Raw genomic sequence first — 22,755 nt, forward strand, 5'->3', positions numbered from 1 at the left:
GCTCGGGTCTCGGGTCTGGGGCGGCGGGTCAGGCGAGGTCGCGCGGTTCGCCCGTCCCCATGTACTTCGCGAGGTTGTGGTGCAGGTTCACGACGCTGCGCTCGCGGTACGGGTTGGGCTTCGGGCCGGTGAAGCCGCGCGACTTCAGGCCCTTCTGGACGGCGGCCATGTTCGAGAAGTCCTGCGGCAGGACGGTCCGCCATCCCGGGTCGTCCTCCGGGGTGTGGACCCACTCGGTCTCCGGCTCCTCGCCGGGCGGGAACAGCTCGTAGACGGCGGCCTCGAAGATGCACTTGTCCGGGTCGTGGCCGTACGGCCGGAACCGGTAGCAGAGCATGTTGTTCGGCGCGTGCCCGATCTGGAAGTTCGGGAAGATCTGCCAGGCGGTGCCTGCCTTCGCCACGGCCTCCGGCGGGACGGTCGGCCAGATCACGCCGCGCTCGGCGTCCTTGCGGCGGGCCGAATCCAGCCAGTGCCGCAGCACCTCGGGGCCCGGGGTGCCCTCCGGGACGTCGTCGACCAGCTCGCGGGCCGCCTGCACGAGCGTCCAGGTGGTGTTGGTGTTGGCGTTCTCCCAGGTGAAGTTCTGCAGGTCGGCCGTCGCCTTGCGCGGGTCGTCGCCGGAGCCGAGCCGGACCTTGCCCTGGTTCTCGTCCATGTTCTTGGGCGCGTCGTAGCCGATGTTGCTGTGCCTGCCGTGCGACCTGGCCCAGCCGAGGAAGCCGCCGAACTCCATGAACTCCGGGTGGGTGTAGGGGACGTGGTACGTCTCCATGAACGCCTCGAAAGCGACCTTCCAGTTGCAGTCGAAGACCAGCCAGCGCCGCCACCGGTACCGCATGTTCTCGAGCCGGAACGGGTCCAGCAGGGTCGCGGCGGGCTCCAGGTAGTCGCGCAGCGGCTCGCAGTCCGGGTCCAGGTTGATCCAGAGCCAGCCGCCCCAGGTGTCGATGTTCACCCGGCGCAGGGCGATCCGCTCGTCGGTCAGCCCGCACGGCCAGTCCCCCCGCTCGGGGACGTGCGTGCACGCGCCGTCGAGGTCGTAGCGCCAGCCGTGGAAGCCGCAGACGAACCCCCGGCCGCGGCCCCGGGCGTCGTGCGCGCCCGGCGGGACGTCGACGAGCCGCCGCCCCCGGTGCGAGCAGACGTTGTGGTACGCGCGGAACCGGTCCTTCGCGGTGCGGACCACGATGACCGAGTCGTCGAGGATGTCGTAGGTGAGCCAGTCGCCGACCTCGGGCAGCTCCTCGACGCGGGCGGCCTGCTGCCACACCTTGGCCCACAGCCGGTCGCCCTCGGCCCGCGCGTACTCCTCGGAGACGTACGCCTCCACGCCGATCGTCATGGGCTCCGACAGCGGCTCGGCCGGTGCCCGGGTGTTCTCGAGGGTTTCGCTCATGACGTGCTCCAACTCCGTCAGGAGATGCTCGGGGGTGGGCGGGCGACGCGGCCCGGCTACTGCGTGATGGCCGCGCGGAACGACTCGTCCTTGAGGAAGAGCGTGGTGTTGTCGGCGGCCAGGTGGCTCCACTTGAGGTTCAGGCCGCCGTCCACGAGGATCGTCTGCCCGGTGATGTAGCTCGACAGGTCCGACAGCAGGAAGAGGATCGGCCCGGCCTGCTCCTCCGGGCGGCCGCGCCGCCCCATCGCGATGGCGCGGCGGTCGCGCTCCGGGTCCTCGTCGACGTAGGTGCCGGACGCGGGCGTCTCGGTCACGCCGGGCGCGACGGCGTTCACCCGGACGCCGTCCAGGGCCAGCTCGACGGCCATCGTGCGGGTCGCCGCGACCAGCGCCGCCTTCGCCGTGCCGTAGCCGACGTGGTAGGGCGCGGTGTTCATGCCGCTGATGGACGAGATCGACACGATCGAGCCGGGGCGGCCCTGCGCGCGCAGCTCCGCGGCGACCGCGCGGCTCATGAAGAACATCGTCTCGAGGTTCTGCGCGAACAGCGCCCGCCAGTCCTCGCGGGTGACGCGGGTCGCGCGCATCCACGTCTCCGGGGCGGCGCCGCCCGCGACGTTGACCAGCCCGTACAGCTCGCCCGGCGCCTTCACCGCCGCCTCCATCGCGGCGGCGACGCCCTCGTCGGTGGAGGCGTCGGCGGCGACCGGCACGACCGGGAGCCCCGCCGCGGCGAGCGGCCCGACGTGCTTCTCGAGGTTCTCCGGGGAGCGGCTCACCGCGACGACGGTGGCGCCGGCGCGGGCCGCCAGCCGGGCCACCGCGGTGCCGATGCCGCCGCCGCCCGCGCCGGACACGATGACGACGCGGCCGTCCAGGCCCAGGAAGTCGTGGGACGTCATGACTCGGTTCGGCCTTCCCGTCGAAGTGCGAGGACGCTGCCCTCGGCGTCGCCGGAGACGTAGAGGGCGCCGTCCGGTCCCGCGGCGATGCCCGCGAAGAGGCCCTGCGGACCGGAGAACGGCATCAGCCCCTTGAGGGGCTTGGGGGGCGCGCCGAGCGGGGCGCCCACCGGCAGGTCGCGGGCGATCACGGTGCGGGTCCCGGTGTCCGGGTCGATCTCGACCAGCGATTTCGCGCCCGCGTCGACGACGGTGAGGGTCCCGCCGCGGACCAGGACGCCCTGCGGCTCGGCCAGGCCGTCCGCCACGGTGGCGGTGCCGGAGCCGGTGATCGCGACGACGCGCCCGGCGCCGGACTCGGAGACCAGGCAGGCGCCGTCCGCGCGGAACGCGACGCCCATCGGCCGGTCCAGGCCCGACGCGAGGGTCGTCACCTCCCCGTCCCGCACCGACACGACGCGGCCGGTGCCGAGTTCGGCCGCGACGACGGCGCCGTCCGGCGCGACCGCCACGCCGTAGAGCCGGTCGAACGGGTCGTCCTCCCCCGCCAGCACCCGGTGCTCGGCGCGGGCGGGGTCCCACCGGGCGATCTGGCCGTTGGATGTGGTGACGACGACCGCGCCGCCGCCGACCGCGCCGATCCCGCGGACGTAGCCGGGCCAGCCGGGGCTGAAGAGCATGCCGAGGACCGCGGGCTCCCCGCCCGGCCGGAGGCCGTAGACGTAGGTGCCGTCGGCGACGTAGAGGGTGCCGTCGGGGCCGACCGTCAGGTCCAGCGGCCAGGTCAGGCCGCCGGGCAGCACGTCCCTGGTGCGGCCCGGGCCGAGGATCTCGGTGATCCGGCCGGTGAAGCTCGAGACGAACAGCCGGTCGCCCGCGAACGCCAGGTTGTCCAGGCCGGGATCGAGCGCCGCCAGGACGGTGCGCTCGCCGGTGCGGGGGTCGATCCGCAGGACCTCCCCGGTTGCGGCCTGCGTCGACACGATGCGGCCCTCGGCGTCGAACTTGACCGCGTCCGGGACGCCCAGGTCCCCCGCGACCCGCTCGGGCTCCCCGCCGTCCGGGTCGACGCGCCATATGTCGTTCGACCCCAGCACCGGGTAGTACAGCAGGCCGTCGGGCCCGGCCTCCATGGCGTTGGGCATCGGCAGGTTCTCCAGCAGCACGCGGGGGGCGCCGCCGTTCAGGTCGAGTTCCAGCAGGCGGCCGCCGACCCGGCACTCGTCGACGAACAGCCGCCCCCGGTGGAAGGTGATGCCGTTCGCGCCCGGCAGGTCGTCGCGGAGCACGCGGGTGCGGCCGTCCGCGCCGCGCACGCTCACCCGCCCGTCGTAGTACTCGGTGGCGTAGAGGTCGCCGGCGGCGTCGAAGGCGACGTCGTCGGGCGCGACGATCTCCGAGCCCTGCGCGCTGACGGTCTCCAGCGCGCCGGAGTCGACGTCGAGCGCGCTGATCCGGCTCCCCGCGACCTGGGCCACGTACACGCGGCCGTCCGGGCCGGTGCGCAGGCCGTTCGCGCCGAACAGCCGGCTGGGCGGGCAGAGCCGTTCGAGGCTCCACCCGTCCGCGAGGCCGGTCGGTGCCGCGCCCGTATAGCGCGCCTCTCGCATCACGATGGCCCCTCCCGAGCTATCAATACTTGCAAGGAATGTAACGCTTGCCCTCACTGATCACAAGACTCCTCTCAAGATGCGAGAACCGTCCTTCCACTCCGTCGCCGGACCGCCCGGTGTCCGCCCGGCGCGAGCCGCACAACGGGGGTTGACGGCGGATCCGGACCGTGCAAGCCTCATGCTCACTTGACGAGAATGATGTTCTTGCTACGAGGAATCGGCACCGACCGGCGCCGGTGACCGCCGTGGAAACGCACGGCGGAGAACCGGCCGATCCCGCTTCGCGGCGGCCGCGGCGAAACGCCGGAACGGCGTTCACCGGCCGCGCATCGCTGCCCGCGCACCACCGGCCGCACATCCGCGGCGTCCTTTTCGATTTCCTGCCCGGAGCCGCCTCCGGCCAGGTCAACGGCCCGTGAAGCGGGCCGGGCGGGGCGAACGGTCCCGGCGCGTCCGTTTTCTCGCGGCTTTCAGGAAGGACGGTTTCGCCAATGTTCTCGGCGATCCTGATCACCGAAGACGGCTCTCCCCGGGCCCAAGTGACGCGCCTCGACGAGGCCGACCTGCCGGACGGCGATGTCCGCGTCGACGTCGAATACTCCACGCTCAACTACAAGGACGCGCTCGCCATCACCGGCGCCTCCCCCGTCGTGCGCGCGTGGCCGATGGTGCCCGGCATCGACCTCGCGGGCACCGTCGCCGAGAGCGCCCACCCGGACTGGAAGGAGGGCGACCGCGTCGTCCTCAACGGGTGGGGCGCCGGCGAGAGCCACTGGGGCGGGCTCGCCCAGAAGGCCCGCGTGAACGGCGACTGGCTCGTCCCGCTGCCCGCCGTGTTCGGCTCCCGGCAGGCCATGGCGATCGGCACGGCCGGGTACACCGCGAGCCTGTGCGTGGCCGCCCTGCTCGACCGCGGCGTGCGTCCCGGCGAGGGCGAGGTGCTGGTGACGGGCGCGACGGGCGGCGTCGGCGGCGTCGCGATCGCGCTGCTCGCGCGGGCCGGGTTCACCGTGGCCGCGTCCACCGGGAAGGCGGCGGAGGCCGGCTACCTGCGGCGGCTCGGCGCGGACACCGTCGTGGACGCCGCCGGCCTCGCCGGTCCGGGCAGGCCGCTGCAGAAGGAGCGCTGGGCGGGCGTCGTCGACACCCTGGGCAGCCGCACGCTCGCCAACGCCTGCGCGCAGACCCGCCGGGACGGCGCCGTCGCCGCGTGCGGGCTCGCCCAGGGCATGGACTTCCCCGCCTCCGTCGCCCCCTTCATCCTGCGGGGCGTGTCGCTGCTCGGCATCGACAGCGTGTCGGCGCCCCGCGCGCGGCGCACGGCGGCATGGGACCGCCTGGCGCGCGACCTGGACCCGGACGCGCTGGACGCCATGACCGAGGAGATCGCGCTCGGCGAGGCCGTCGCCGCGGCCGGCCGGTTCCTCGAACGGCGGGTCCGCGGCCGCATCGTCGTCGACGTCAACCGGTGAGGGAGCGGTGATGAGCACGAATCCGAACGGGTCCGGGACCCCCGGGCTCGACCTGTCCGACGTGGCGCACCGCGTCGGGCAGCCGATCGGCGGCGGGCAGCTGTGGGAGCCGTGCGGCGCGTCCGACATCCGCCGCTGGGCCATGGCGATGGACTACCCCAACCCGCTGCACTGGGACGAGGAGTTCGCCCGCGCGTCGAGGTTCGGCGGGCTCGTCGCGCCGCAGTCGATGGCGGTCGCGCTGGACTACGGGCACGGCGCGGCGCCCGCGTGCGTGGGCCGCATCCCCGGCAGCCACCTCATCTTCGGCGGCGAGGAGTGGTGGTTCTACGGCACCCCCGTGCGGCCCGGCGACACGCTCTTCCAGGAACGCCGCTTCCACGACTACAAGGTCGCCGAGACGAAGTTCGCCGGGCCGACGATGTTCTCCCGCGGCGACACCGTCCACACCAACCAGCACGGCGCCCTGGTGGCCCGCGAGCGGTCCACCGCGATCCGCTACCTGTACGAGGAGGCGCGGCGGCGCGGCATGTACGAGGACCGGCTCGGTCCGGTGAAGAGCTGGACGCGGGCGGAACTCGACGAGATCGCGAAGATCCGGCACGACTGGCTGATGTCGAACCGCGCGGGCGCCTCCCCGCGGTTCGACGAGGTCGAGGTCGGCGACCGGCTGCCGCGCCGCGTCATCGGGCCGCACAGCATCGCGTCCTTCACCACCGAGTACCGCGCCTTCCTGTTCAACATCTGGGGGACGTTCCACTGGGTCGCGCCCGACGGCGTCGACGACCCGTGGGTCCACCAGGACCCGGGCTGGGGCGAGGACTTCGCGTTCGACGAGGAGGGCGCCCGGATCGACCCGCGCAAGCGCGACGGGCTGTACGTCGGGCCGTCCCGCGGGCACATCGACGCCGAACGGGCCGGCGAGGTCGGCATGGCGCGCGCCTACGGCTACGGCGCCACGATGGGCGCCTGGTGCACCGACTACCTCGCCTACTGGGCCGGGACCGACGGCATGGTCCGGCACTCCAAGGCCGACTTCCGCGGCCCCGCCTTCGAGGGCGACGTGACGTACCTCGACGCCGAGGTCAGCGGGAAGGACACGGACACGGCGTGGGGGATGCCGCTCGTCCGGGTCGACCTGCGCCTCACGAACCAGGAGGGTTCCGTGCTGGTGACCTGCACCGCCGAGGTCGAGCTCCCGCTCTAGTCCCCTGCCGCGTCAAGGAGATCGCCGATGGGCGCCCAGACCCCCTCCCCTCCCCCGATGCCCTCCCTCGCGTCGGGGCCGCCGCTCGACTCCGAACCCGGCCTCGGGCCGCTCACCCTGCCCGGGTTCCTCCGCGAGACGACGTCCCGGTACGGCGAGCGCGAAGCGCTCGTCATGCGCACCGGCGCGGGCCCCGGCACGCACGCCGGCGCGGACGCCGTCCGCTGGACCTACACCGACCTGTGGGAGCGCTCGCTCGGCGTGGCGCGCGCCCTGCGGGCGTGCGGCCTGGGCAAGGACGGCCGCGTCGGGGTCCTGATGACGAACCGCGCCGAGTGGCTCGCGGCCGTGTTCGGCACGTCGCTCGCCGGGGGCGTGGCCGTCCCGCTCAGCACGTTCTCGACGCCGCCCGAGCTGGACCACCTGCTCCGGGCGTCCGGCGTCTCGGTCCTGCTGTTCGAGCGGACGGCCGCGAAGCGCGACTTCGCGGCCGTCCTCACCGGGCTGGAACCCGGCATCGGCGCGGAGGCGGCGCCGCTGCGGTCGGCGCGGTACCCCTACCTTCGGCACGTCGCCGCGGTCGGCGAGGCCCCGCCGGGCATCGAGGGCTGGGACGCCTTCCTGGCGCGCGGGGCCGCCGAGCCGCGCGGGGCGCTGGAGGCGGCGGCGGACGCGGTGCTGCCGAGCGACACCGCCGCGCTGTTCTTCTCGTCCGGTTCCACGAGCCGCCCGAAGGGCATCGTGAGCGCCCACCGCGGCATCGCCGTCCAGCTCTGGCGGTTCCGGCGGATGTACGGCGTCGGTCCGGACGACGAGGTGCGCACCTGGACGGCGAACGGGTTCTTCTGGTCCGGCAACTTCGGCATGGCGATCGGGACGACCCTGGCCGCGGGCGGCTCGCTCGTCCTGCAGCCGACGTTCGACCCCGCCGAGGCGCTCGCGCTGATGCAGGCGGAACGGGTGACGCTGCCGCTGGCCTGGCCGCACCAGTGGGCGCAGCTCGAGAGCGCCCCCGGCTACGCCGGCGCCGACCTGAGGAGCCTGCGGTTCGTGGACCGCGGCACCCCGCTCGCGAAGCACCCGACGGTGTCGTCGCGCTGGTCCGAGCCGGGCCGCGCCTACGGCAACACCGAGACGTTCACGATCACGACGGCCTATCCGGCGGAGACGCCGGAGGACGTCCACGCGGGCAGCAGCGGGGTGCCGCTCCCGGGCAACACCGTCAAGATCGTCGACCCGCTCACCGGCGCGGTCGTCCCCCGCGGCGAGCGCGGCGAGATCTGCGTCAAGGGCCCCACGCTGATGCTCGGGTACCTCGGCGCGCCCCTCGACGAGACGCTCGACGCGGAGGGGTTCTTCCACACCGGCGACGGCGGCCGCCTGGACGGCGAGGGCCGGCTGCACTGGACGGGCCGGCTCACCGACGTCATCAAGACCGGCGGCGCCAACGTCTCGCCGCGCGAGGTCGACGCCGCGCTCGCCGCGCACCCCGCGGTCAAGGCGGCGCACACCGTCGGCGTCCCGCACGAGACCCTCGGCGAGGTCGTCGTCGGCTGCGTCGTCCCGCGCGACGGCGCGCCCCGCGACGCCGCCGCGCTGCGCGCCTTCCTGCGGGAGAGCCTGGCGAGCTACAAGGTGCCGCGCCACGTGCTGTTCTTCGCCGAGGACGAGATCCCCCTCACCGGAAGCTCCAAGGTCAAGACCGGCGACCTGCGGAAACTCGCGGCGGACCGGCTGGACGCCCGGACCTGAAACCCCGGCCAGAGGCCGGCTCCGATGCCCGGAGCCGGCCTCCCGCCGTGCGCCTCCGCGCCCCGTCACTCGGCCGTGATCGCGCGTTCCGGGCAGTTGCGGACGGCCGCGTGCACCCGCTCCTCGTGCTCGGCGGGGACCTCCGGCACGCGCACCACGGCGTACCCGTCGTCGCCGAGGTCGAAGACCTCCGGGCACGTGGAGCAGCAGACGCCGTGCCCCGCGCAGCGGTCCTCGTCGATCGTGACCTTCATCGGCTCCCGCCCTCCTTCGGCGTGAACTCCAGGTACAGGCTGGTGAGCCCGCGGAGGATGTAGGTCGGGACGTACTTGTACCTGCGCTCGTCCGCGGGGCCGTGCTTCTTCTCGGAGACGCGGATGTCGGACGTGCGGTCCAGGATCCGCTCGATGGCGGCGCGCGCCTCGGCCCGGGCGAGCGGCGCGCCGGGGCAGGTGTGGATGCCGCGCCCGAACGCCACGTGGTGGCGGGCGTTCGCGCGGGCCGGGTCGAACCTCCCGGGGTCCTCGAACTTGCGGGGGTCGCGGTTCACTCCCCCGTTCACCACCATGACGGTCGTCCCGGCCGGGATGTCGACGCCGCCGACCGTGGTGGGGACGCGCGACAGCCGGAAGTCGCCCTTGATGGGGCTCTCGTGGCGCAGCGTCTCCTCGACGAAGTTCTGGATGCGCGAGCGGTCCTCGCGCAGCCACGCCTGCACGTCGGGGCGTTCGGCGATCACCTTGAGCGCGGAGCCCAGCAGCCGGACGGTCGTCTCCTGCCCGGCCGCGAACAGGTTCGCGGCGACCCGCGCCGACTCGATGGGCTCGGGGACCGAGCCGTCCGGGAACGTCGCGGCGGCGATGCCGGTGAGCACGTCGCCGCGCGGCTCCCGGCGGCGGTCCTCGATGTAGGCGGCGAAGCGCTCGTACAGGAACGCCAGCGGCGTGTGCGCGAGGCCCCCGTCGTCGGTGCCGCCGATCGTGCCGGTGTTCTCCTGGAGGTCGAACTGGGCCCGGAACTCCGGCAGGTCCGCGTCCGGGACGCCGAGGAGGTCGGCGATGACGAGCAGGGTGAACGGCCCGGCGAACCCGCGGATGAACTCGCCCTCCGTCCCGGCGAGCCACGTGTCGAGCAGGCCGTCGGCCAGCCGCTCCATCTGCTCCTCGTTCTCCTTGAGGCGCTTCGGGGTGAGCAGCTTCATCAGCAGGCTGCGGTGCGCGGTGTGGACGGGCGGGTCCAGCGTGGGGAGCTGGTCGCTCATCGGCAGCTCGTCGCGGTGCTCCTCGATCAGCGCGGTGACGTCGTCGCCCTCCAGCGGGACGGGGAAGCCCGGGAACGGGCCGGTCACCGAGAGGCACGAGGAGAACGTCTCGGAGTCGTGCAGCACCTCGACGGCCTCGTCGTACCCGGTCACCATCATCACGCCGTGGTTGGGCTCGCGGTGCACCGGGCACTTGCCGCGCAGGGCGTCGAAGTAGGGGTAGGGGTCGACGTTGAGCGCGCCGCCCCGGAAGAAGTCGGCTCTGTCGAGGTCGTCCGCCATCGGATCGGCTCCTGTTCGCGAGACGGAGGCCGGTCGCGGCCTCCGGAGGTGGAAGGGTCGGACGCCCGCGCGGTGCCGTGCCCCGCGCGGGCGGGTCACGCGGGCGGCCGGGCGGGCCTGACCTGCGGACGGCTGCGCGGCAGGCCGAGGTGCCGCTCGGCGATGATGTCGCGGAGCACCTCGCTGGCCCCGCCGTAGATGGTGGTGACCGTGGCGGCCCGGAACTCCCGCTCGAACGCCCCGCCCGCCGGGGCGTCCGGCGCGCCGGGCGCCAGCAGGCCCTCGGCGCCCAGGACGTCCAGCGCGTCGGCGAGGTGGCGCTGGCCGGACTCGCTCCAGTACAGCTTCCGCATGGACCCCTCGGGGCCCGGGACGCCGCCCTTCGCTGCGTGCCAGTCCATCCAGCCGCCCAGCAGCCGGGACACCTCCTCCTCGACGGCGATCCGGCCGATCCGCTCGGCGACCAGCGGGTCGTCCAGGACGGGCGTCCCGTCGGGGCGGCGCGCGTCGCGCGCCCACGCGGCGAGGTCGGCGGCGATCGCGTGGTCCACGGACGCGGGCCCGCCGACGCCCCGCTCGTACACCAGCGCCACCCGCATGACGTCCCAGCCCCGGTCGACCTCGCCGATCAGGGCGGTGCCGGGGACGCGCACGCCGGTGTAGAACGTCGCGTTGGTGACCTGGCCGCCGAGCGTGCGGATCGGCCGGCACTCGAACCCGGGGGCGTCCGTCGGGACCAGCAGCAGCGACAGCCCGGCGTGCTTGGCCGCGTCCGGGTTCGTCCGGGCCAGGACGAACACGTGGCTGCAGACCTGCGCGGTGCTGGTGAACATCTTCTGGCCGTCGACGACCCACGCGTCGCCGTCGCGGACCGCCGTCGTCTTCGCGGCGGCCACGTCCGACCCGGAGTCGGGCTCGCTGTAGCCGAGCGCGACGAGGATCTCGCCGCGCAGCGCGCCGGGCAGGTAGCGGCGCTTCTGCTCCTCGGTCCCGACGTGCAGGATCGTGTGCAGCACCATCGACGTCGTCGCCCACCCGTCGAAGTGCAGGCCCGCGCGGGCGCACTCCTCGAAGACGGCGCGCGCGTAGTCCGGGTCGACGTCGCCGCCGCCGTACTCGGCGGGCCACCCGGCGGCGAGGATGCCGTCGCGCGCGAACCGCGCGTGCAGCTCCATCGTCTGGTGGCAGCCGCTGCGGCGCTGCTCGCCGGCCCACTCGGGGCGGACGTTCGCCTCGACCCAGGCGCGGGCGGCGGCGCGGTGCTCGGCCAGCTCGTCGGATTCGCGGAAGTCCATCGTCACACCCCTGCCGTGGTCGGGGACGCCGCGCCGAAGAGGCGGCGCGGCAGGCCCGCGTAGGCCGCGCGGCGGTCGCCCGCCACGAGCGGCCACGCCTTCGCGCGCCGGAAGTACAGCTGCACGTCGTACTCGAGGGTGTAGCCGTAGCCGCCGTGCATGTGCAGGCTGTCGGCCGCCGCGGCGTACGCGGTGTCGGCCGCGAACAGCAGCGCCATCGTCGCCAGCTCGCCGGCGTCCGGCGTCCCGGCGTCGTGCGCCCAGGCGGCCTTGTAGGCGAGCAGCCGCGCGCCCTCCAGCGCCGTCGCGTCGTCGGCCAGCCGGTGCTGGACCGTCTGGAAGCCGCCGATGAGGATGCCGAAGGCCCGGCGCTCCAGCACGTACTCGACGCCGAGTTCGAGCACGCGGGCGGCGAGGCCGGTCAGGGCCGCGCCGGTCAGCGCCTCCCAGCGGCGGACGGCGCCGGCGTGCGCGGCCGCGGCGGCCGGGCCCTCCGCGAGGACGACCGTCTCGCCGCCGTCCAAGGGAAGGTCGGCGATCGGCATGGAGCCGAGGTTCGGGACGGCCCGGTCCCGTGCGGGCGCCGCGCCGTCCGGGCCGGGCGCCCGGGTCGCGACGAGCGCCCCGTCGCGCAGCGCGACCACCACGTCGGCCACCGCCCCGGCGGGGACGAGCCGGGCGACGCCGCCGGCCGCCGGCCGCAGCGCGAGGGTCGGCAGGAGGTCGCCCGCGACGGCGCGCGCCGTCCACGGGTGGTCCGGCGCGGCCTCGGCCAGCAGGGCGGTCGCGGCGGCGGCCTCGACCAGCGGGACCGGCGCCAGCGTCCGGCCCAGGCACTCGGCCGCGACGGCGAGCTCCAGCAGTCCGGCCCCGCCCCCGCCCAGGCCGGCCGGGACGGGGACGGCGGGCAGGCCCATCTCCACGACCTTGCGCCACAGGTCGGGGTCGAACCCGAGCGGTTCGGCGGCGCGCACCACGGCCGGGGGCGATTCGCTGTCGAAGAAGTCGCGGAGGCTCGCGCGCAGGGCCTCCTGGTCATCGGTGAAGGCCAGGTCCACCAGGCGCCACCCCCACGTCGGGCCGGAGGAGCACACTCCGACATCGATGTTCTCGATAGCGAGATTAGTGTTCTCACTTAGCCAGAGCAACCCTCCGTGAGGGGCGGCCGGTCCCCCGCTACGCGGAGATCTCGTCCACCAGCCCCCACGCCAGGGCGGTGCGGGCGTCGAGCGCCGCGCCGGTGAGCGCCAGGTACAGGGCGCGGTGCCGGCCGATCCGGCGCGGCACGCTCACCGTCCCGCCCGCGCCCGGGATCAGCCCCATCGCGAGCTCCGGCAGGCGGAAGACGGCGTCCGGACGGGCGACGACGCGGCCCGCGAACGCGGGCAGCTCGACGCCCGCGCCCACGCAGGCGCCGTGCACCCGGGCCTCGGTGCGGGCCGCGAGCCGGTGCAGCGGGCGTCCGGCTCCGGCGCGGGTCCGGACGTGGTGGGCGGTCGCGGGATCGGGGGCGGTGCCGAACTCGTCGAGGTCGCCGCCGGAGCAGAACGCGGGCCCCGCCCCGTCGAGGACGACCCGCGCGACCCCGTCGTCGAGCAGCGCCACCCGCAGGGCGTCCACCAAGGCGTCGCGTACCTGCCGCCCGTAGGCGTTGCGGCGCTCCGGCCGGTTCAGCGTGATGTGCAGGACGTCGCCCGCGCGGTCGACGAGGACCGGCTCGGCGGCCTCCGGCGGGAGCGGGCGCGGGCCGCGGGCCGCGAGCCACCGCGCGAACTCCGCCCCGCCGAGCAGGGTCGAGTAGGCGAACGACTCGACGTCCAGGGCCGCGGGCACCGGCAGGCCCTCGGTCGCCCGCAGCACCTCGCGCAACACCAGCGCGGCCCGCGGGTTCGCCGCGACGGCCCGGCCGATCGCCGCGAGCCGCTCCCCCGGGTCGGCGGCCGCCACGCTCTCGCGCCCCGCGCCGGCGGCGGCGGTGAGGGTGAGGTCCAGCGCCCGGGCGAGCGCCGGGTCGGCGTCGCCCAGCCCGACGAGGAGCCGGTCGCTTCCGCGCGCCGCGCGCACCGCCCGTGCGAGCAGCGCCGGGGAGCCGCCGCCCGCCAGGTCGACGGCCACGAGCGGGTCGCACGGGGCGCCGTCCGGGCCGAGCGTCGGCGCGTCCGCCGCGCCGTCGGCGAGGTCCTCGATCGAGACGATCACGGGTCTCCCTCCGGTCGGGGCGCGTCGGGCCGCAGAGTGTATCGTCGGCCCATGTCCGTGCGGGCCGAGTGGGCGGCGAGCGGCGTGGTCGCGCTGACCGGCCGCCCGGACGGCCCGCCCCTGGTGCCGCCGGGACGCGGCGCCGCGGCGGCCCGGGAACTCGCGGAGACGCTGCCGGTGCCGGTGGACGGCCCCCGGCTGCTGGCCGAGCGCGCCGCCTTCACCGGGCACCGGCGCGGCGGCACGGTGTCGGCGGGCGGCGCCTGCCGCCTGCTGCCGACCGCCGACGGGTGGGCCGCCGTCTCCTGCGCCCGCCCCGACGACCCCGCGCTGCTCGGCGCGATGATCGGCGCGGAGACCGGACCGGACCCGTGGCCCGCCGTGGCCGCGTGGCTGCGCGCGCACACCGGCGCCGAACTGGCGGAGCGCGCCGGGCTGCTCGGTGTCGCGGCCGGGCCCGTCGGGGCGGCGCGCCGCCGCCCGCGCGTTCCGGCGCCGCTGCCGCCGCGCCCCGTCGAGGGCCTGCTCGTGGTCGACTTCAGCGCGCTGTGGGCGGGACCGCTGTGCGCGCACCTGCTCGGCCTCGCGGGCGCCCGGGTCGTGAAGGTCGAGACCCCGTCGCGCCCGGACGGCGCCCGCCGCGGCGACCCGGAGTTCTACCGGCTGCTGCACGCGGGCCACCGCTCGGTCGTCCTCGATCCCGGCACGGCCGCGGGACGGGACGCCATGGCGGCGCTGGTGGACGCGGCCGACATCGTCGTCGAGGCGTCCCGGCCGCGCGCGCTCGCCCGGTTCGGCCTGGACGCGGACGCCGCCGTCGCCGCCGGGACGACCTGGGTGTCGATCACCGCGTACGGGCGGGACGCCGACCGCGTCGGCTTCGGCGACGACGTGGCCGCCGCGGCCGGGCTGGTCCGCCGCGAGCCGGACGGGACGCCGCTGTTCTGCGGCGACGCGATCGCCGACCCGCTCACCGGGCTCACCGCCGCCGCGCTGGCCGCCTCGGCGCCGCCGGGCGGCGGGGGCGTGCTGTGGGACGTCGCCATGTCCGACGTGGTCGCGGCGACGCTCGACCCCGGCGACCCCGGGGAGCCCGCGGCCGCCGTCCGGCACGGCGACGGCTGGGCCCTCGACACTGGAACGGGCCCGCTCGTGCCCGTCGCCGAGCCGGTCCGCCGCCGCGTCGACGGCACGGCGCCCGAACCGGGACGGGACACCGCCGAAGTCCTCCGCGAACTCGGGATCCCCGTTCCGTGACCGGCCCCCTGCTGCTGCGGGACGCGGAGGTCGACGGGCGGGTGCGCGCGGACGTCCGGGTCGCGGACGGCAGGATCGCCGAGGTCGGCGCCGGGCTGGTGCGGCGGGCCGGCGAGCGGACGGTCGAGTGCGGCGGCGGGGCGCTGCTGCCCGGGCTGTGCGACCACCACCTGCACCTGCACGCCATGGCCGCCGCCGAGCGGTCGGTGCCCTGCGGGCCGCCGCACGTCACCGCGCCGGACGGGCTCGCCGCGGCGCTGCGCGGCGCGGCGCCCGACGCGCACGGCTGGATCCGCGGGACGGGCTACGCCGAGGGCGTCGCCGGGCACCTCGACGCCGCGGGCCTCGACGCGTTCCGCGCCGACCGTCCCGTCCGGCTCCAGCACCGGAGCGGCGCGCTGTGGACGCTGAACTCCGCCGCCGTGCGCGCGGCGGGCCTCGCGGCGGGCGGCCATCCGGGCATCGAGCGCGGCGCGGACGGGGCGCCGACCGGACGGCTGTGGCGGGCGGACGCCTGGCTCCGCGGCCGGCTGCCGCCCGCGCCGCCCGCCGACCTCGCGGGGGTCGGCGCGCGGCTGCTGCGCTGGGGCGTCACCGCCGTCACCGACGCGACCCCCGACCTGGACGGGACCGCGCTCGCCGCGATCGGGGCGGCCGTCCGCGGCGGCGCGCTCCCCCAGCGCGTCCACCTCCTGGGCGTCCCGCCGGAGGGCCCGGCCGAGCCGCTCCCCCCGCGCGTCACCACCGGCCCGTACAAGATCGTCCTCGCGGACTCCGGGCTGCCGCCGCTGGACGGCCTCGTCGCGCGGATCGGGCGCGCGCACGCGGCGGGGCGCGCGGTCGCCGTCCACTGCGTCACCCGCGAGGCCCTGTTCCTGCTGCTGGCCGCGTTCGACGAGGCGGGCACGCGGCCGGGCGACCGCATCGAGCACGCCGCGCTCGTCCCGGCCGAGACGGCGGACGGGCTCGCCGCGCGGGGGCTGCGCGTGGTGACCCAGCCGGGGTTCATCGCCGACCGCGGCGACGACTACCTCCGCGACGTCCCCGCCGCCGACCGCCCGGACCTGTACCGGTGCGCGGGCCTCCTCGCGGCGGGCGTCCCGGTCGGGCTGTCGAGCGACGCCCCGTACGGGCCCGCCGACCCGTGGGCCGTCATGGACGCGGCCGTCCGGCGCCGCACGCGGTCCGGGGCCGTCCTCGGGGCGGGCGAGGCGATCGATCCGGCGGCGGCGCTGCGCGCCTACCTCGCCCCGCCCGGCGAGCCGGGCGGGGCGCCGCGCCGCGTCCGCGCGGGCGCGCCCGCCGACCTGGTCCTCCTGCACGCGCCGCTCCGGGACGCCCTCGGGTCGCTCGCGTCCGGCGCCGTGCGCGAGGTCTGGGCGGGCTGACGCCCTCCTCCGCACCCGCTTCCGAACTCCACCCTTCCCTCTGTGGCTAGTTATGCTCTAACTTTACAAGAACGTCATTCTTCATTACGAGAACGTGACTACGGACGGCCGCGGCGGCGGCCGGGCGAAGGGACGGGGATGGGCTTCGCGGACGAACTGTTCGACCTGACCGGAAGGGTCGTCCTGGTCACCGGCGGCAGCCGGGGCCTGGGCCGGGAGATGGCGTTCGGCGCCGCCCGCTGCGGCGCCGACGTCGTCATCGCCAGCCGGGACCTCGGCGCCTGCACCGCGGTCGCCGCGGAGATCGAGGCGGAGACCGGGCGCTCGGCGCTGCCGTACGGCGTCCACATCGGGCGCTGGGACCGGCTGCCCGGGCTGGTCGACGCCGTCTACGACCGGTTCGGGCGGCTCGACGCGCTGGTGAACAACGCGGGCATGTCGCCGGTCTACGACTCGCTCGCCGACGTCACCGAGAAGATGTTCGACTCGGTGATGAACCTCAACCTCAAGGGGCCGTTCCGGCTGTCCGTGCTCGCCGGCGAGCGGATGGCCGCGGCCGGCGGGGGCTCGATCGTCAACGTCAGCTCCACGGGGTCGATCCGCCCGCGCCCGGCGATCGTCCCGTACGCGGCGGCCAAGGCGGGCCTCAACGTCCTCACCGAGGGCCTGGCCAAGGGGCTCGGCCCCCGGGTCCGGGTGAACACCCTGATGGCCGGGCCCTTCGCCACCTGGGCGACGCGCGGCTGGGACGAGGCGGAGCTCGCCGAGGGCGTGCGGCCGCACGCGCTCCAGCGGATCGGCCGCCCCGCGGAGGTCGTCGGCGCCGCGCTCTACCTGGTCTCCGACGCCTCCAGCTACACGACCGCCGCGACCCTGCGGGTCGACGGCGGCATCCCGTGACGGCCGCGCGCCCCGCCCGCCCGGCACGGAACCCGACGAAAGGAACGAACGGCATGTGGGATTTCAGCACCGATCCCGAGTTCCAGGAGAGACTCGACTGGGCGGACCGGTTCGTCCGGGACGAGATCGAGCCGATCGACGCGCTCTTCCCGGGCAACGACGAACCCTACGACCGCGACAGCGAGGTCTTCCACGAGGTCGTCCGGCCGCTCCAGGCGCGCGTGAAGGAGCGCGGGCTGTGGGCGGCGCACCTGTCGCCCGAACTCGGCGGCATGGGGATGGGCCAGGTCAGGCTCGCGCTGCTCAACGAGATCCTCGGCCGGTCGCAGTGGGCGCCCATGGTGTTCGGCACGCAGGCGCCCGACTCGGGCAACGCCGAGATCCTCGCGCACTACGGCAACGAGGAGCAGCGCCGCGCGTACCTCGAACCGCTCCTGGACGGCCGCATCGTGTCGACGTACGCGATGACGGAGCCGACGGGCGGCGCCGACCCGGGGTCGTTCACCTGCCGGGCCGTCCTCGACGGCGACGCGTGGGTGATCGACGGCGAGAAGTGGTTCGCCTCGAACTACCCGTACGCCGCGTTCGTCATCGCCATGGTCGTCACCGACCCGGACGTCCCCGTGCACCGGGGGTCGTCGATGCTGCTCGTCCCGCGCGGCACGCCCGGAATGGAGATGGTGCGCCGGACCGGCCTCGGCGGCGAGCCCCTCGGCGAGGGCGCCCACGGCTACCTGCGGTTCACCGGCTGCCGGGTGCCGCGCGAGAACCTGCTCGGCGAGCCCGGCACCGGGTTCGCCATCGCGCAGAAGCGGCTCGGCGGCGGGCGGCTGCACCACGCGATGCGCTCGGTCGGGCAGTGCCGCCGCGCGATGGAGATGATGATCGAGCGGATCGCGAGCCGCGACACCCGCGGCGGGCCGCTGTCGCGGCAGCAGGCCGTCCGGCAGGCGCTCGCCGACACCTGGATCCAGCTCGAGCAGTTCCGGTTGCAGGTCCTGCACGCGGCATGGCGGGTCGACAAGGCGAACGCGAGCGGCGACCCGGGCGACGCGCGGGCCGCGCGGCTGCACATCTCCGCCGTCAAGGCCGCGACGCCCGGCACGCTCGTCGACGTCCTGTACCGGGCCATGCACCTGCACGGCTCGCTCGGCGTGTCCAACGAGCTGCCGCTGGCGAAGATGTGGCAGGCCGGGCCGGTGCTGGGCGTCGCCGACGGCCCCACCGAGGCGCACAAGGACGTCGTCGCCCGCCTGCTGCTCAAGGACGCCGAGCCCGCGGACGACCGGCTGTTCGGCTCCGCGCACCTGCCCGCCCGCATCGAGGCGGCGCGCGAGAAGTTCGCCGGCCGCCTGACCGGGACGGGAGCCGCCCGATGACCGGGTCGCCGGCGCCCGCCGGACCCGTCGTCGACCTGGCGCGGCTCAACGCGTGGCCGGGCCTCGCGGACGTGCCGGGCGACGGCCCCGTCGAGTCGCTGGAGCCGCTCCGGGGCGGCGCGCAGAACCTGCTGTTCACGATGCGCCGGGCGGACGGCACCGAGCTGGTGCTGCGCCGGCCCGGACGGCACGCGGGCGCCGAGGCCGCGAAGCCGTTCGCCCGGGAGAGCCGCGTGCTGACCGCGCTGGCGGGCACGCCCGTCCCGCACCCGCGGCTGCACGCGAGCACCCTGGACGCCGAGGTGATCGGCGCGCCGTTCTCCGTCCTGGAGAAGATCGAGGGGTTCATGCCGCGCGGCGAGCTGCCCGGCGCCTACGGCACCGACGCCGGGTGGCGCCGGACGCTGGCGTTCGAGCTCGTCGCCGGCGCCGCGACCCTCGCCGCCGTGGACCCCGACGCGATCGGGCTCGGCGACCTCAGCCGGACCGACGGATGGCTCGAGAAGCAGATCACCCGCTACCTGAGGATGCTGCACGGCTACCGCGCCACCGACGGCTACGCCGAGCACGAGTCGCCGCTCGTCGACGTCGTCGCGGCCTGGCTCGAGGACAACCGGCCGGACACCTGGACGCGCGGCATCGTGCACGGCGACCTGCAGTTCGCCAACGTGATGTTCCGGCACGGCGCCCCCGAGCTCGCCGCGATCGTCGACTGGGAGATGGCGGCCGTCGGCGACCCCCTCCTCGACCTGGCGTGGATCCTCACCGCCTGGCACGAGGACGGCGACCCGCCGGGCGGCGAGCCGCAGCTGCGGCCGTGGGACGGGATGCCGCGGCGGGCCGAGCTCGTCGACCACTGGGCGTCGCTCACCGGCCGGGACGTGTCCGGCTTCCGCTGGTTCCAGGTGCTCGCGTACTTCCGGCTGGCGGCGCTGCTCGAGGGCTCGTTCGCCCGGGCGCTCGACGGGCGGATGGACCGCGCGATGGGCGAGGGCCTGCACGCCTACGCGGGGCGGCTGTGGGCGAAGGCCGAGCGGGAGACGGCCCGCGGCTGACGGCCGGTCCCGGGGCGCGGGCCCGCGCCCCGGGACCGCACGGGCTCACGCGACGGTGAAGGTCTCCCGGACGAACGTCAGGAACTCCTCGGCGCCGATGCCCGCCGGCTCGTCGCTGATCATCGGGTCCATGAGCGTGAAGCTGTCGATGAGCGCGCTGCACATCCGCGCGAGGGCGTGCGGGTCGCCGGGGCGGATCGTCCCGTCGGCCTGCCCGTCGGCGACGACGCCCGCCAGGATCCGCACCGTCTCGCGGTGGAAGTCCTTGTAGTCGGGCGGGACGTCGGCGACGTCCCGCCCCCCGACCTTGGTCATCTGGGCGTGCAGCTGCGCCCACGCCGGGTACTTGCGGCGGTGCTCCAGCTCCGCCGTGACCAGCGCGACGAAACGCTCCCCGGCGGCCCGCTCCGGGGCCGCGGCGAGCCGCTTCATCTCCGCCAGCCGCCCCGGCCCCCGCCGCATCAGCACCGCCAGGTACAGCGCCTCCTTGCTGTCGAAGAAGGAGTAGATCGAACCGACCGAGAACTCGCAGCGCTGCGCGACGTCCTTCAGGTTCGTCGCGTAGTAGCCGCGCTCGGCGAACAGCTCCTCGGCCGTCTCCAGCATCTGCTCCCGGCTCAGCTCGATCCGCTGCCGGCGGCGCACCTCCCGCGGGCTGAGCCGCTCCGGCGCGGCCGTCCCGTCCTCCGTGACGCCGGCCGCTTCCCTCTTCGCCACCGCACCCTCCTTGCCGCCTCGCGCACCCCGAACCGGCCGTCAGCCGATTGAACCGTCGCTCAGTCTACGCCAGCGGCGTTCCGGCCCCGACGCGGCGTGCGCCGGGACCGGAACGCGCGAAGACAGGAGGAAGGCGAGGCGGGGAGGACGGGCGAGGACGAGCGGGCGGGACGGTCAGGCGATCGGGGCGCCGGACGTGCGGAGGCTCTCGGCGGACCAGAAGACCTCCGTCGCGGGGCTCGCGGCGGCGGGCGCGGGACCGGCGGGGGCGCAGTCGCCGGTGATGCAGTCCGGGGAGACGCACTGCGGGCGCGCTCCGGCGGACGCCGCGGCGGCGGCGAGGGCGTGCGCCTTGAACGCGCGGGCGGCGCTGCTCAGCCGGTGCCGCACGCAGCCGGGGACCTCGTCGGCGTACGCGGCCCGGCTGCCGCCCCACAGGCGGATCTCCATGCCGCTGTCGAGCGCGCCGTCCAGCCTGCACCGGATCCGCTCGTCGGTCTCGTAGAGCGCGGCGTCCATCGCGACCGCCCGCGGCCGGGGACCGCGCACCTGGGAGTTGAGGCCCATCTCCAGGTCGACGCCGCGGGCGCCGAGGATGCGCAGCGCCCGGGAGCCGGTGCCGTCCGCGGTGAGGACGGTGACGTCCCACCCGGCGGCGACGCGGTCGAACACCCAGCCGCCCGCGGAGCGCACCCCGCCGAGCATGGTCGGGGCGACCACGACGAGATGGTGCCTCAAGGTGTATCGGCGGCGGGTGCGAGTTGCCGGGCGAGCGACCCGGTGTACTCCTTGAAGACCTCGGTCAGCGGAATCGAAGGGTCCAGCAGCCATGATGTCTCTATCCCGTTGAGGAAGGCGACGATCTCCACGGCCTTCACGTCCGCGTCCACGTCGGGGCGGTACCGGCCGGCGCGCTGGCCGCGCCGGATGCCTTCGGCGACGGTGCGCACGGAGGCCCGGTAGCGGCCGAACATGCGGTCGTGCAGCGGATCGTCGGGGTCAAGGTTCTCCATCAGGAGGACGGCGAACATGCCGACCAGGTCGGGTGCCCGGTGGAACCGCTCGGCGACTCCCTCGAGCTGCTCGATGATGTCGGCGTCCATGTCGGCGTGCGCCTCGTCGTAGGCGTCGCGCGCGTCGACGGCGGCGTGGAGCAGGGCTTCCTTGGATTCGAAGTGGTGCAGCAGGCCGGCCGGGCTCACCCCGGCCTCCCGGGCGATCCGCCCGAGCGTGATACCGCGCCATCCGTGCCGCTTCAGCAGGCGCTGCGCGGCGGTCAGGATCCGCTGTCGGCGGTCCTCCCCCTTCGCGAGGAGGGCGGCGTACGGCCGTTGTTCGGTCAACCGGAGGACTCCTTCCAGAAACCTACTGAACACACATTAGGTCGGTTGGCGCGGCTGTGACAAGGGTCACGTATCCGTAATCCGGGAGCTTTCCGCCGGGAACGCGGAAGGCCCCCGGACGGTCGCCGTCCGGGGGCCTCGCGCGCGCCGCGCGCGGTCGCTCACCAGCCCAGGCGTCCCCCACCGGACACGAGGGCCTTCGCGATGACCAGGCGCTGGACGTCGTTCGTCCCCTCGCCGATCGCCATGAGGGGCGCGTCGCGGTACAGCCGCTCGACGACGAACTCCGCGGAGTAGCCGTAGCCGCCGTGGACGCGCATCGACTCCAGCGCGCACCGGATGGCGACTTCGGAGGCGTACATCTTCGCCATGCCCGCCTCCATGTCGACCCGGCCGCCGGTGGTCTCGGCCCGGTCGGCGGCCCAGTAGGTCAGCAGCCGCGCGGCCTGGATCTCGGTGGCCATGTCGGCCAGCTTCAGCTGGATGGCCTGGAAGTCCGAGATCGGCCGGCCGAACGCCTCCCGCTCCCGCGAGTAGCCGAGCGCCGCCTCGTAGGCGGCCTGCGCGACGCCGACGGCCCGCGCCGCGATGTTGATCCGGCCGATCTCGAGCCCGCCGAGGACCTGCTGCAGGCCGCGCCCCTCCTCCCCGCCGAGCAGGCCCGCGACCGGCACCCGCACCTCGTCGAGGACGAGCTCGCAGGTCTCGGGCCCCTTGTAGCCGAGCTTGGGCAGGTCGCGGGTGACCCGGAAGCCGGGCGAGGAGGTGTCGACGAGCAGCACCGACATCCCCTCGTGGGCGCGCTCGGCCCGTCCCGTCTTGACCAGGACGGGCAGGACGCCCGCGACGCGCGCGTTGGTGATCCACGTCTTCGCGCCGGTCACCACGTAGTGGTCGCCGTCCCGCACGGCCGCGGTCGCGATGCCCTGCAGGTCGGTGCCGGCGCCGGGCTCGGTCAGGCAGATCCCCGACCGCAGCTCGCCGGTCGCCATCCGGGGCAGGTACCGCTCCTTCTGCTCGGCGGTGCCGTGCCGGGCGATCAGCACGCAGGCGACCGAGTGCGGGCCGAACAGCCCGGCCGCGCCGAGCCAGGCGCGGGCGATCTCCTCGAACGCGAGCGCGTAGGAGACGCGGTCGGCGCCGAGGCCGCCGTACTCCTCGGGCACGTTGAGCCCGAACAGCCCGAGGTCGCGGAGCCCCTCCACGATCTCGGTCGGGTACCGCCCCGTCCGCTCCCACTCGGGGGCGACCGGCGCGATCTCCTTGTCGGCGAAGTCGCGGAGCGTCTCCCGGAACATCTTCTGCTCGTCGTTCAGCTCGAAGTCCACCGC

Annotated in this window: 20 protein-coding genes; 8 read left to right on the forward strand and 12 right to left on the reverse strand. The window is 75.3% G+C overall.

Annotation, left to right across the window (positions count from 1 at the left end; all coding sequences use genetic code 11):
• Positions 1-28: 28 nt before the first annotated feature.
• Genes DMH08_RS23580 through DMH08_RS23590 form a run of 3 tightly spaced genes read right to left on the reverse strand, consistent with a single transcriptional unit; the run spans position 29 to position 3,914 of the window.
• Positions 29-1,399, reverse strand: a complete 1,371-nt coding sequence (locus DMH08_RS23580) for an aromatic ring-hydroxylating oxygenase subunit alpha (protein ID WP_125617766.1) — start codon at positions 1,397-1,399, stop codon at positions 29-31.
• Between the two features lie 56 nt (positions 1,400-1,455).
• Complete coding sequence (locus tag DMH08_RS23585) at positions 1,456-2,304, reverse strand: SDR family NAD(P)-dependent oxidoreductase (protein WP_026402012.1); 849 nt, start codon at positions 2,302-2,304, stop codon at positions 1,456-1,458.
• Positions 2,301-3,914 carry an SMP-30/gluconolactonase/LRE family protein gene (locus DMH08_RS23590; protein WP_125617801.1) on the reverse strand — a complete coding sequence of 538 codons (1,614 nt, stop codon included), beginning with the start codon at positions 3,912-3,914 and terminating at the stop codon, positions 2,301-2,303. The genes DMH08_RS23585 and DMH08_RS23590 overlap by 4 nt, the downstream gene beginning before the upstream one ends.
• 494 nt (positions 3,915-4,408) lie before the next feature.
• On the opposite strand from DMH08_RS23590, the gene acuI reads away from it, so the two are divergent.
• Genes acuI through DMH08_RS23605 form a run of 3 tightly spaced genes read left to right on the forward strand, consistent with a single transcriptional unit; the run spans position 4,409 to position 8,348 of the window.
• The gene (acuI, locus tag DMH08_RS23595) at positions 4,409-5,389 is read left to right on the forward strand and encodes an acrylyl-CoA reductase (NADPH) (protein WP_125617768.1); all 981 of its coding nucleotides are present in this window, start codon (positions 4,409-4,411) and stop codon (positions 5,387-5,389) included.
• 10 nt (positions 5,390-5,399) lie between these two features.
• Entirely contained in the window at positions 5,400-6,596 is a 1,197-nt protein-coding gene (locus tag DMH08_RS23600; RefSeq protein ID WP_125617769.1) for an FAS1-like dehydratase domain-containing protein, read from the forward strand.
• Between the two features lie 27 nt (positions 6,597-6,623).
• Positions 6,624-8,348, forward strand: coding sequence for a class I adenylate-forming enzyme family protein (locus DMH08_RS23605; protein WP_199747968.1), 1,725 nt, complete (start codon positions 6,624-6,626; stop codon positions 8,346-8,348).
• Positions 8,349-8,413: 65 nt separating this feature from the next.
• On the opposite strand, the gene DMH08_RS23610 is transcribed toward DMH08_RS23605, so the two are convergent.
• The 5 genes from DMH08_RS23610 to DMH08_RS23630 form a co-directional block, all read right to left on the reverse strand.
• The gene (locus DMH08_RS23610; protein ID WP_026402006.1) at positions 8,414-8,602 is read right to left on the reverse strand and encodes a ferredoxin; all 189 of its coding nucleotides are present in this window, start codon (positions 8,600-8,602) and stop codon (positions 8,414-8,416) included.
• On the reverse strand, positions 8,599-9,891 hold the full coding sequence (locus DMH08_RS23615; protein ID WP_125617771.1) for a cytochrome P450: 1,293 nt from the start codon (positions 9,889-9,891) through the stop codon (positions 8,599-8,601). The genes DMH08_RS23610 and DMH08_RS23615 overlap by 4 nt, the downstream gene beginning before the upstream one ends.
• A 95-nt stretch (positions 9,892-9,986) precedes the next feature.
• The gene (locus DMH08_RS23620) at positions 9,987-11,186 is read right to left on the reverse strand and encodes an acyl-CoA dehydrogenase family protein (RefSeq protein WP_125617773.1); all 1,200 of its coding nucleotides are present in this window, start codon (positions 11,184-11,186) and stop codon (positions 9,987-9,989) included.
• A 2-nt stretch (positions 11,187-11,188) separates the two neighbouring features.
• Positions 11,189-12,244, reverse strand: coding sequence for an acyl-CoA dehydrogenase (locus tag DMH08_RS23625; RefSeq protein WP_125617775.1), 1,056 nt, complete (start codon positions 12,242-12,244; stop codon positions 11,189-11,191).
• A gap of 118 nt (positions 12,245-12,362) precedes the next feature.
• Positions 12,363-13,385, reverse strand: coding sequence for an enoyl-CoA hydratase/isomerase family protein (locus DMH08_RS23630; RefSeq protein ID WP_199747969.1), 1,023 nt, complete (start codon positions 13,383-13,385; stop codon positions 12,363-12,365).
• 51 nt (positions 13,386-13,436) lie between these two features.
• On the opposite strand from DMH08_RS23630, the gene DMH08_RS23635 reads away from it, so the two are divergent.
• The 5 genes from DMH08_RS23635 to DMH08_RS23655 all read left to right on the forward strand — a co-directional run bounded on the left by DMH08_RS23635 (position 13,437) and on the right by DMH08_RS23655 (position 19,364).
• Complete coding sequence (locus tag DMH08_RS23635; protein WP_034517531.1) at positions 13,437-14,642, forward strand: CoA transferase; 1,206 nt, start codon at positions 13,437-13,439, stop codon at positions 14,640-14,642.
• Positions 14,639-16,030: an amidohydrolase family protein gene (locus DMH08_RS23640; RefSeq protein ID WP_125617777.1), complete on the forward strand. Its 1,392-nt coding sequence runs from the start codon at positions 14,639-14,641 to the stop codon at positions 16,028-16,030. Before DMH08_RS23635 ends, DMH08_RS23640 begins: the two co-directional genes overlap by 4 nt.
• A gap of 138 nt (positions 16,031-16,168) precedes the next feature.
• Positions 16,169-16,930: an SDR family NAD(P)-dependent oxidoreductase gene (locus tag DMH08_RS23645; RefSeq protein WP_125617779.1), complete on the forward strand. Its 762-nt coding sequence runs from the start codon at positions 16,169-16,171 to the stop codon at positions 16,928-16,930.
• Positions 16,931-16,983: 53 nt separating this feature from the next.
• Positions 16,984-18,309 (forward strand): acyl-CoA dehydrogenase family protein, encoded by a 1,326-nt coding sequence (locus tag DMH08_RS23650; RefSeq protein ID WP_026401999.1) that lies wholly within the window; start codon positions 16,984-16,986, stop codon positions 18,307-18,309.
• Positions 18,306-19,364 (forward strand): phosphotransferase family protein, encoded by a 1,059-nt coding sequence (locus DMH08_RS23655; protein WP_125617781.1) that lies wholly within the window; start codon positions 18,306-18,308, stop codon positions 19,362-19,364. The genes DMH08_RS23650 and DMH08_RS23655 overlap by 4 nt, the downstream gene beginning before the upstream one ends.
• Positions 19,365-19,409: 45 nt before the next feature.
• Here the strand turns inward: DMH08_RS23655 and DMH08_RS23660 are convergent, their stop codons facing one another.
• From DMH08_RS23660 to DMH08_RS23675, 4 genes are all read right to left on the reverse strand, one after another.
• The gene (locus tag DMH08_RS23660; protein WP_125617783.1) at positions 19,410-20,081 is read right to left on the reverse strand and encodes a TetR/AcrR family transcriptional regulator; all 672 of its coding nucleotides are present in this window, start codon (positions 20,079-20,081) and stop codon (positions 19,410-19,412) included.
• 174 nt (positions 20,082-20,255) lie between these two features.
• Complete coding sequence (locus DMH08_RS23665) at positions 20,256-20,801, reverse strand: hypothetical protein (RefSeq protein WP_125617785.1); 546 nt, start codon at positions 20,799-20,801, stop codon at positions 20,256-20,258.
• 14 nt (positions 20,802-20,815) lie between these two features.
• Positions 20,816-21,424 carry a TetR/AcrR family transcriptional regulator gene (locus DMH08_RS23670; RefSeq protein ID WP_026401997.1) on the reverse strand — a complete coding sequence of 203 codons (609 nt, stop codon included), beginning with the start codon at positions 21,422-21,424 and terminating at the stop codon, positions 20,816-20,818.
• 161 nt (positions 21,425-21,585) lie between these two features.
• Positions 21,586-22,752, reverse strand: coding sequence for an acyl-CoA dehydrogenase family protein (locus DMH08_RS23675; RefSeq protein ID WP_125617787.1), 1,167 nt, complete (start codon positions 22,750-22,752; stop codon positions 21,586-21,588).
• Between the last annotated feature and the right edge of the window lie 3 nt (positions 22,753-22,755).

The sequence above is a fragment of the Actinomadura sp. WAC 06369 genome (assembly GCF_003947565.1).
GTDB classification, from domain to species: Bacteria; Actinomycetota; Actinomycetes; order Streptosporangiales; family Streptosporangiaceae; genus Spirillospora; species Spirillospora rifamycini.

Bases quoted from the DNA above. Each gene is read 5' to 3' on its own strand.
- DMH08_RS23605 (WP_199747968.1), top strand. From the start codon at position 6,624: ATGGGCGCCCAGACCCCCTCCCCTCCCCCGATGCCCTCCCTCGCGTCG.
- DMH08_RS23635 (WP_034517531.1), top strand. From the start codon at position 13,437: ATGTCCGTGCGGGCCGAGTGGGCGGCGAGCGGCGTGGTCGCGCTGACC.
- DMH08_RS23585 (WP_026402012.1), bottom strand. From the start codon at position 2,304: ATGACGTCCCACGACTTCCTGGGCCTGGACGGCCGCGTCGTCATCGTG.
- DMH08_RS23650 (WP_026401999.1), top strand. From the start codon at position 16,984: ATGTGGGATTTCAGCACCGATCCCGAGTTCCAGGAGAGACTCGACTGG.
- DMH08_RS23610 (WP_026402006.1), bottom strand. From the start codon at position 8,602: ATGAAGGTCACGATCGACGAGGACCGCTGCGCGGGGCACGGCGTCTGC.
- DMH08_RS23645 (WP_125617779.1), top strand. From the start codon at position 16,169: ATGGGCTTCGCGGACGAACTGTTCGACCTGACCGGAAGGGTCGTCCTG.
- DMH08_RS23620 (WP_125617773.1), bottom strand. From the start codon at position 11,186: ATGGACTTCCGCGAATCCGACGAGCTGGCCGAGCACCGCGCCGCCGCC.
- DMH08_RS23615 (WP_125617771.1), bottom strand. From the start codon at position 9,891: ATGGCGGACGACCTCGACAGAGCCGACTTCTTCCGGGGCGGCGCGCTC.
- DMH08_RS23590 (WP_125617801.1), bottom strand. From the start codon at position 3,914: ATGCGAGAGGCGCGCTATACGGGCGCGGCACCGACCGGCCTCGCGGAC.
- acuI (WP_125617768.1), top strand. From the start codon at position 4,409: ATGTTCTCGGCGATCCTGATCACCGAAGACGGCTCTCCCCGGGCCCAA.
- DMH08_RS23580 (WP_125617766.1), bottom strand. From the start codon at position 1,399: ATGAGCGAAACCCTCGAGAACACCCGGGCACCGGCCGAGCCGCTGTCG.
- DMH08_RS23600 (WP_125617769.1), top strand. From the start codon at position 5,400: ATGAGCACGAATCCGAACGGGTCCGGGACCCCCGGGCTCGACCTGTCC.
- DMH08_RS23655 (WP_125617781.1), top strand. From the start codon at position 18,306: ATGACCGGGTCGCCGGCGCCCGCCGGACCCGTCGTCGACCTGGCGCGG.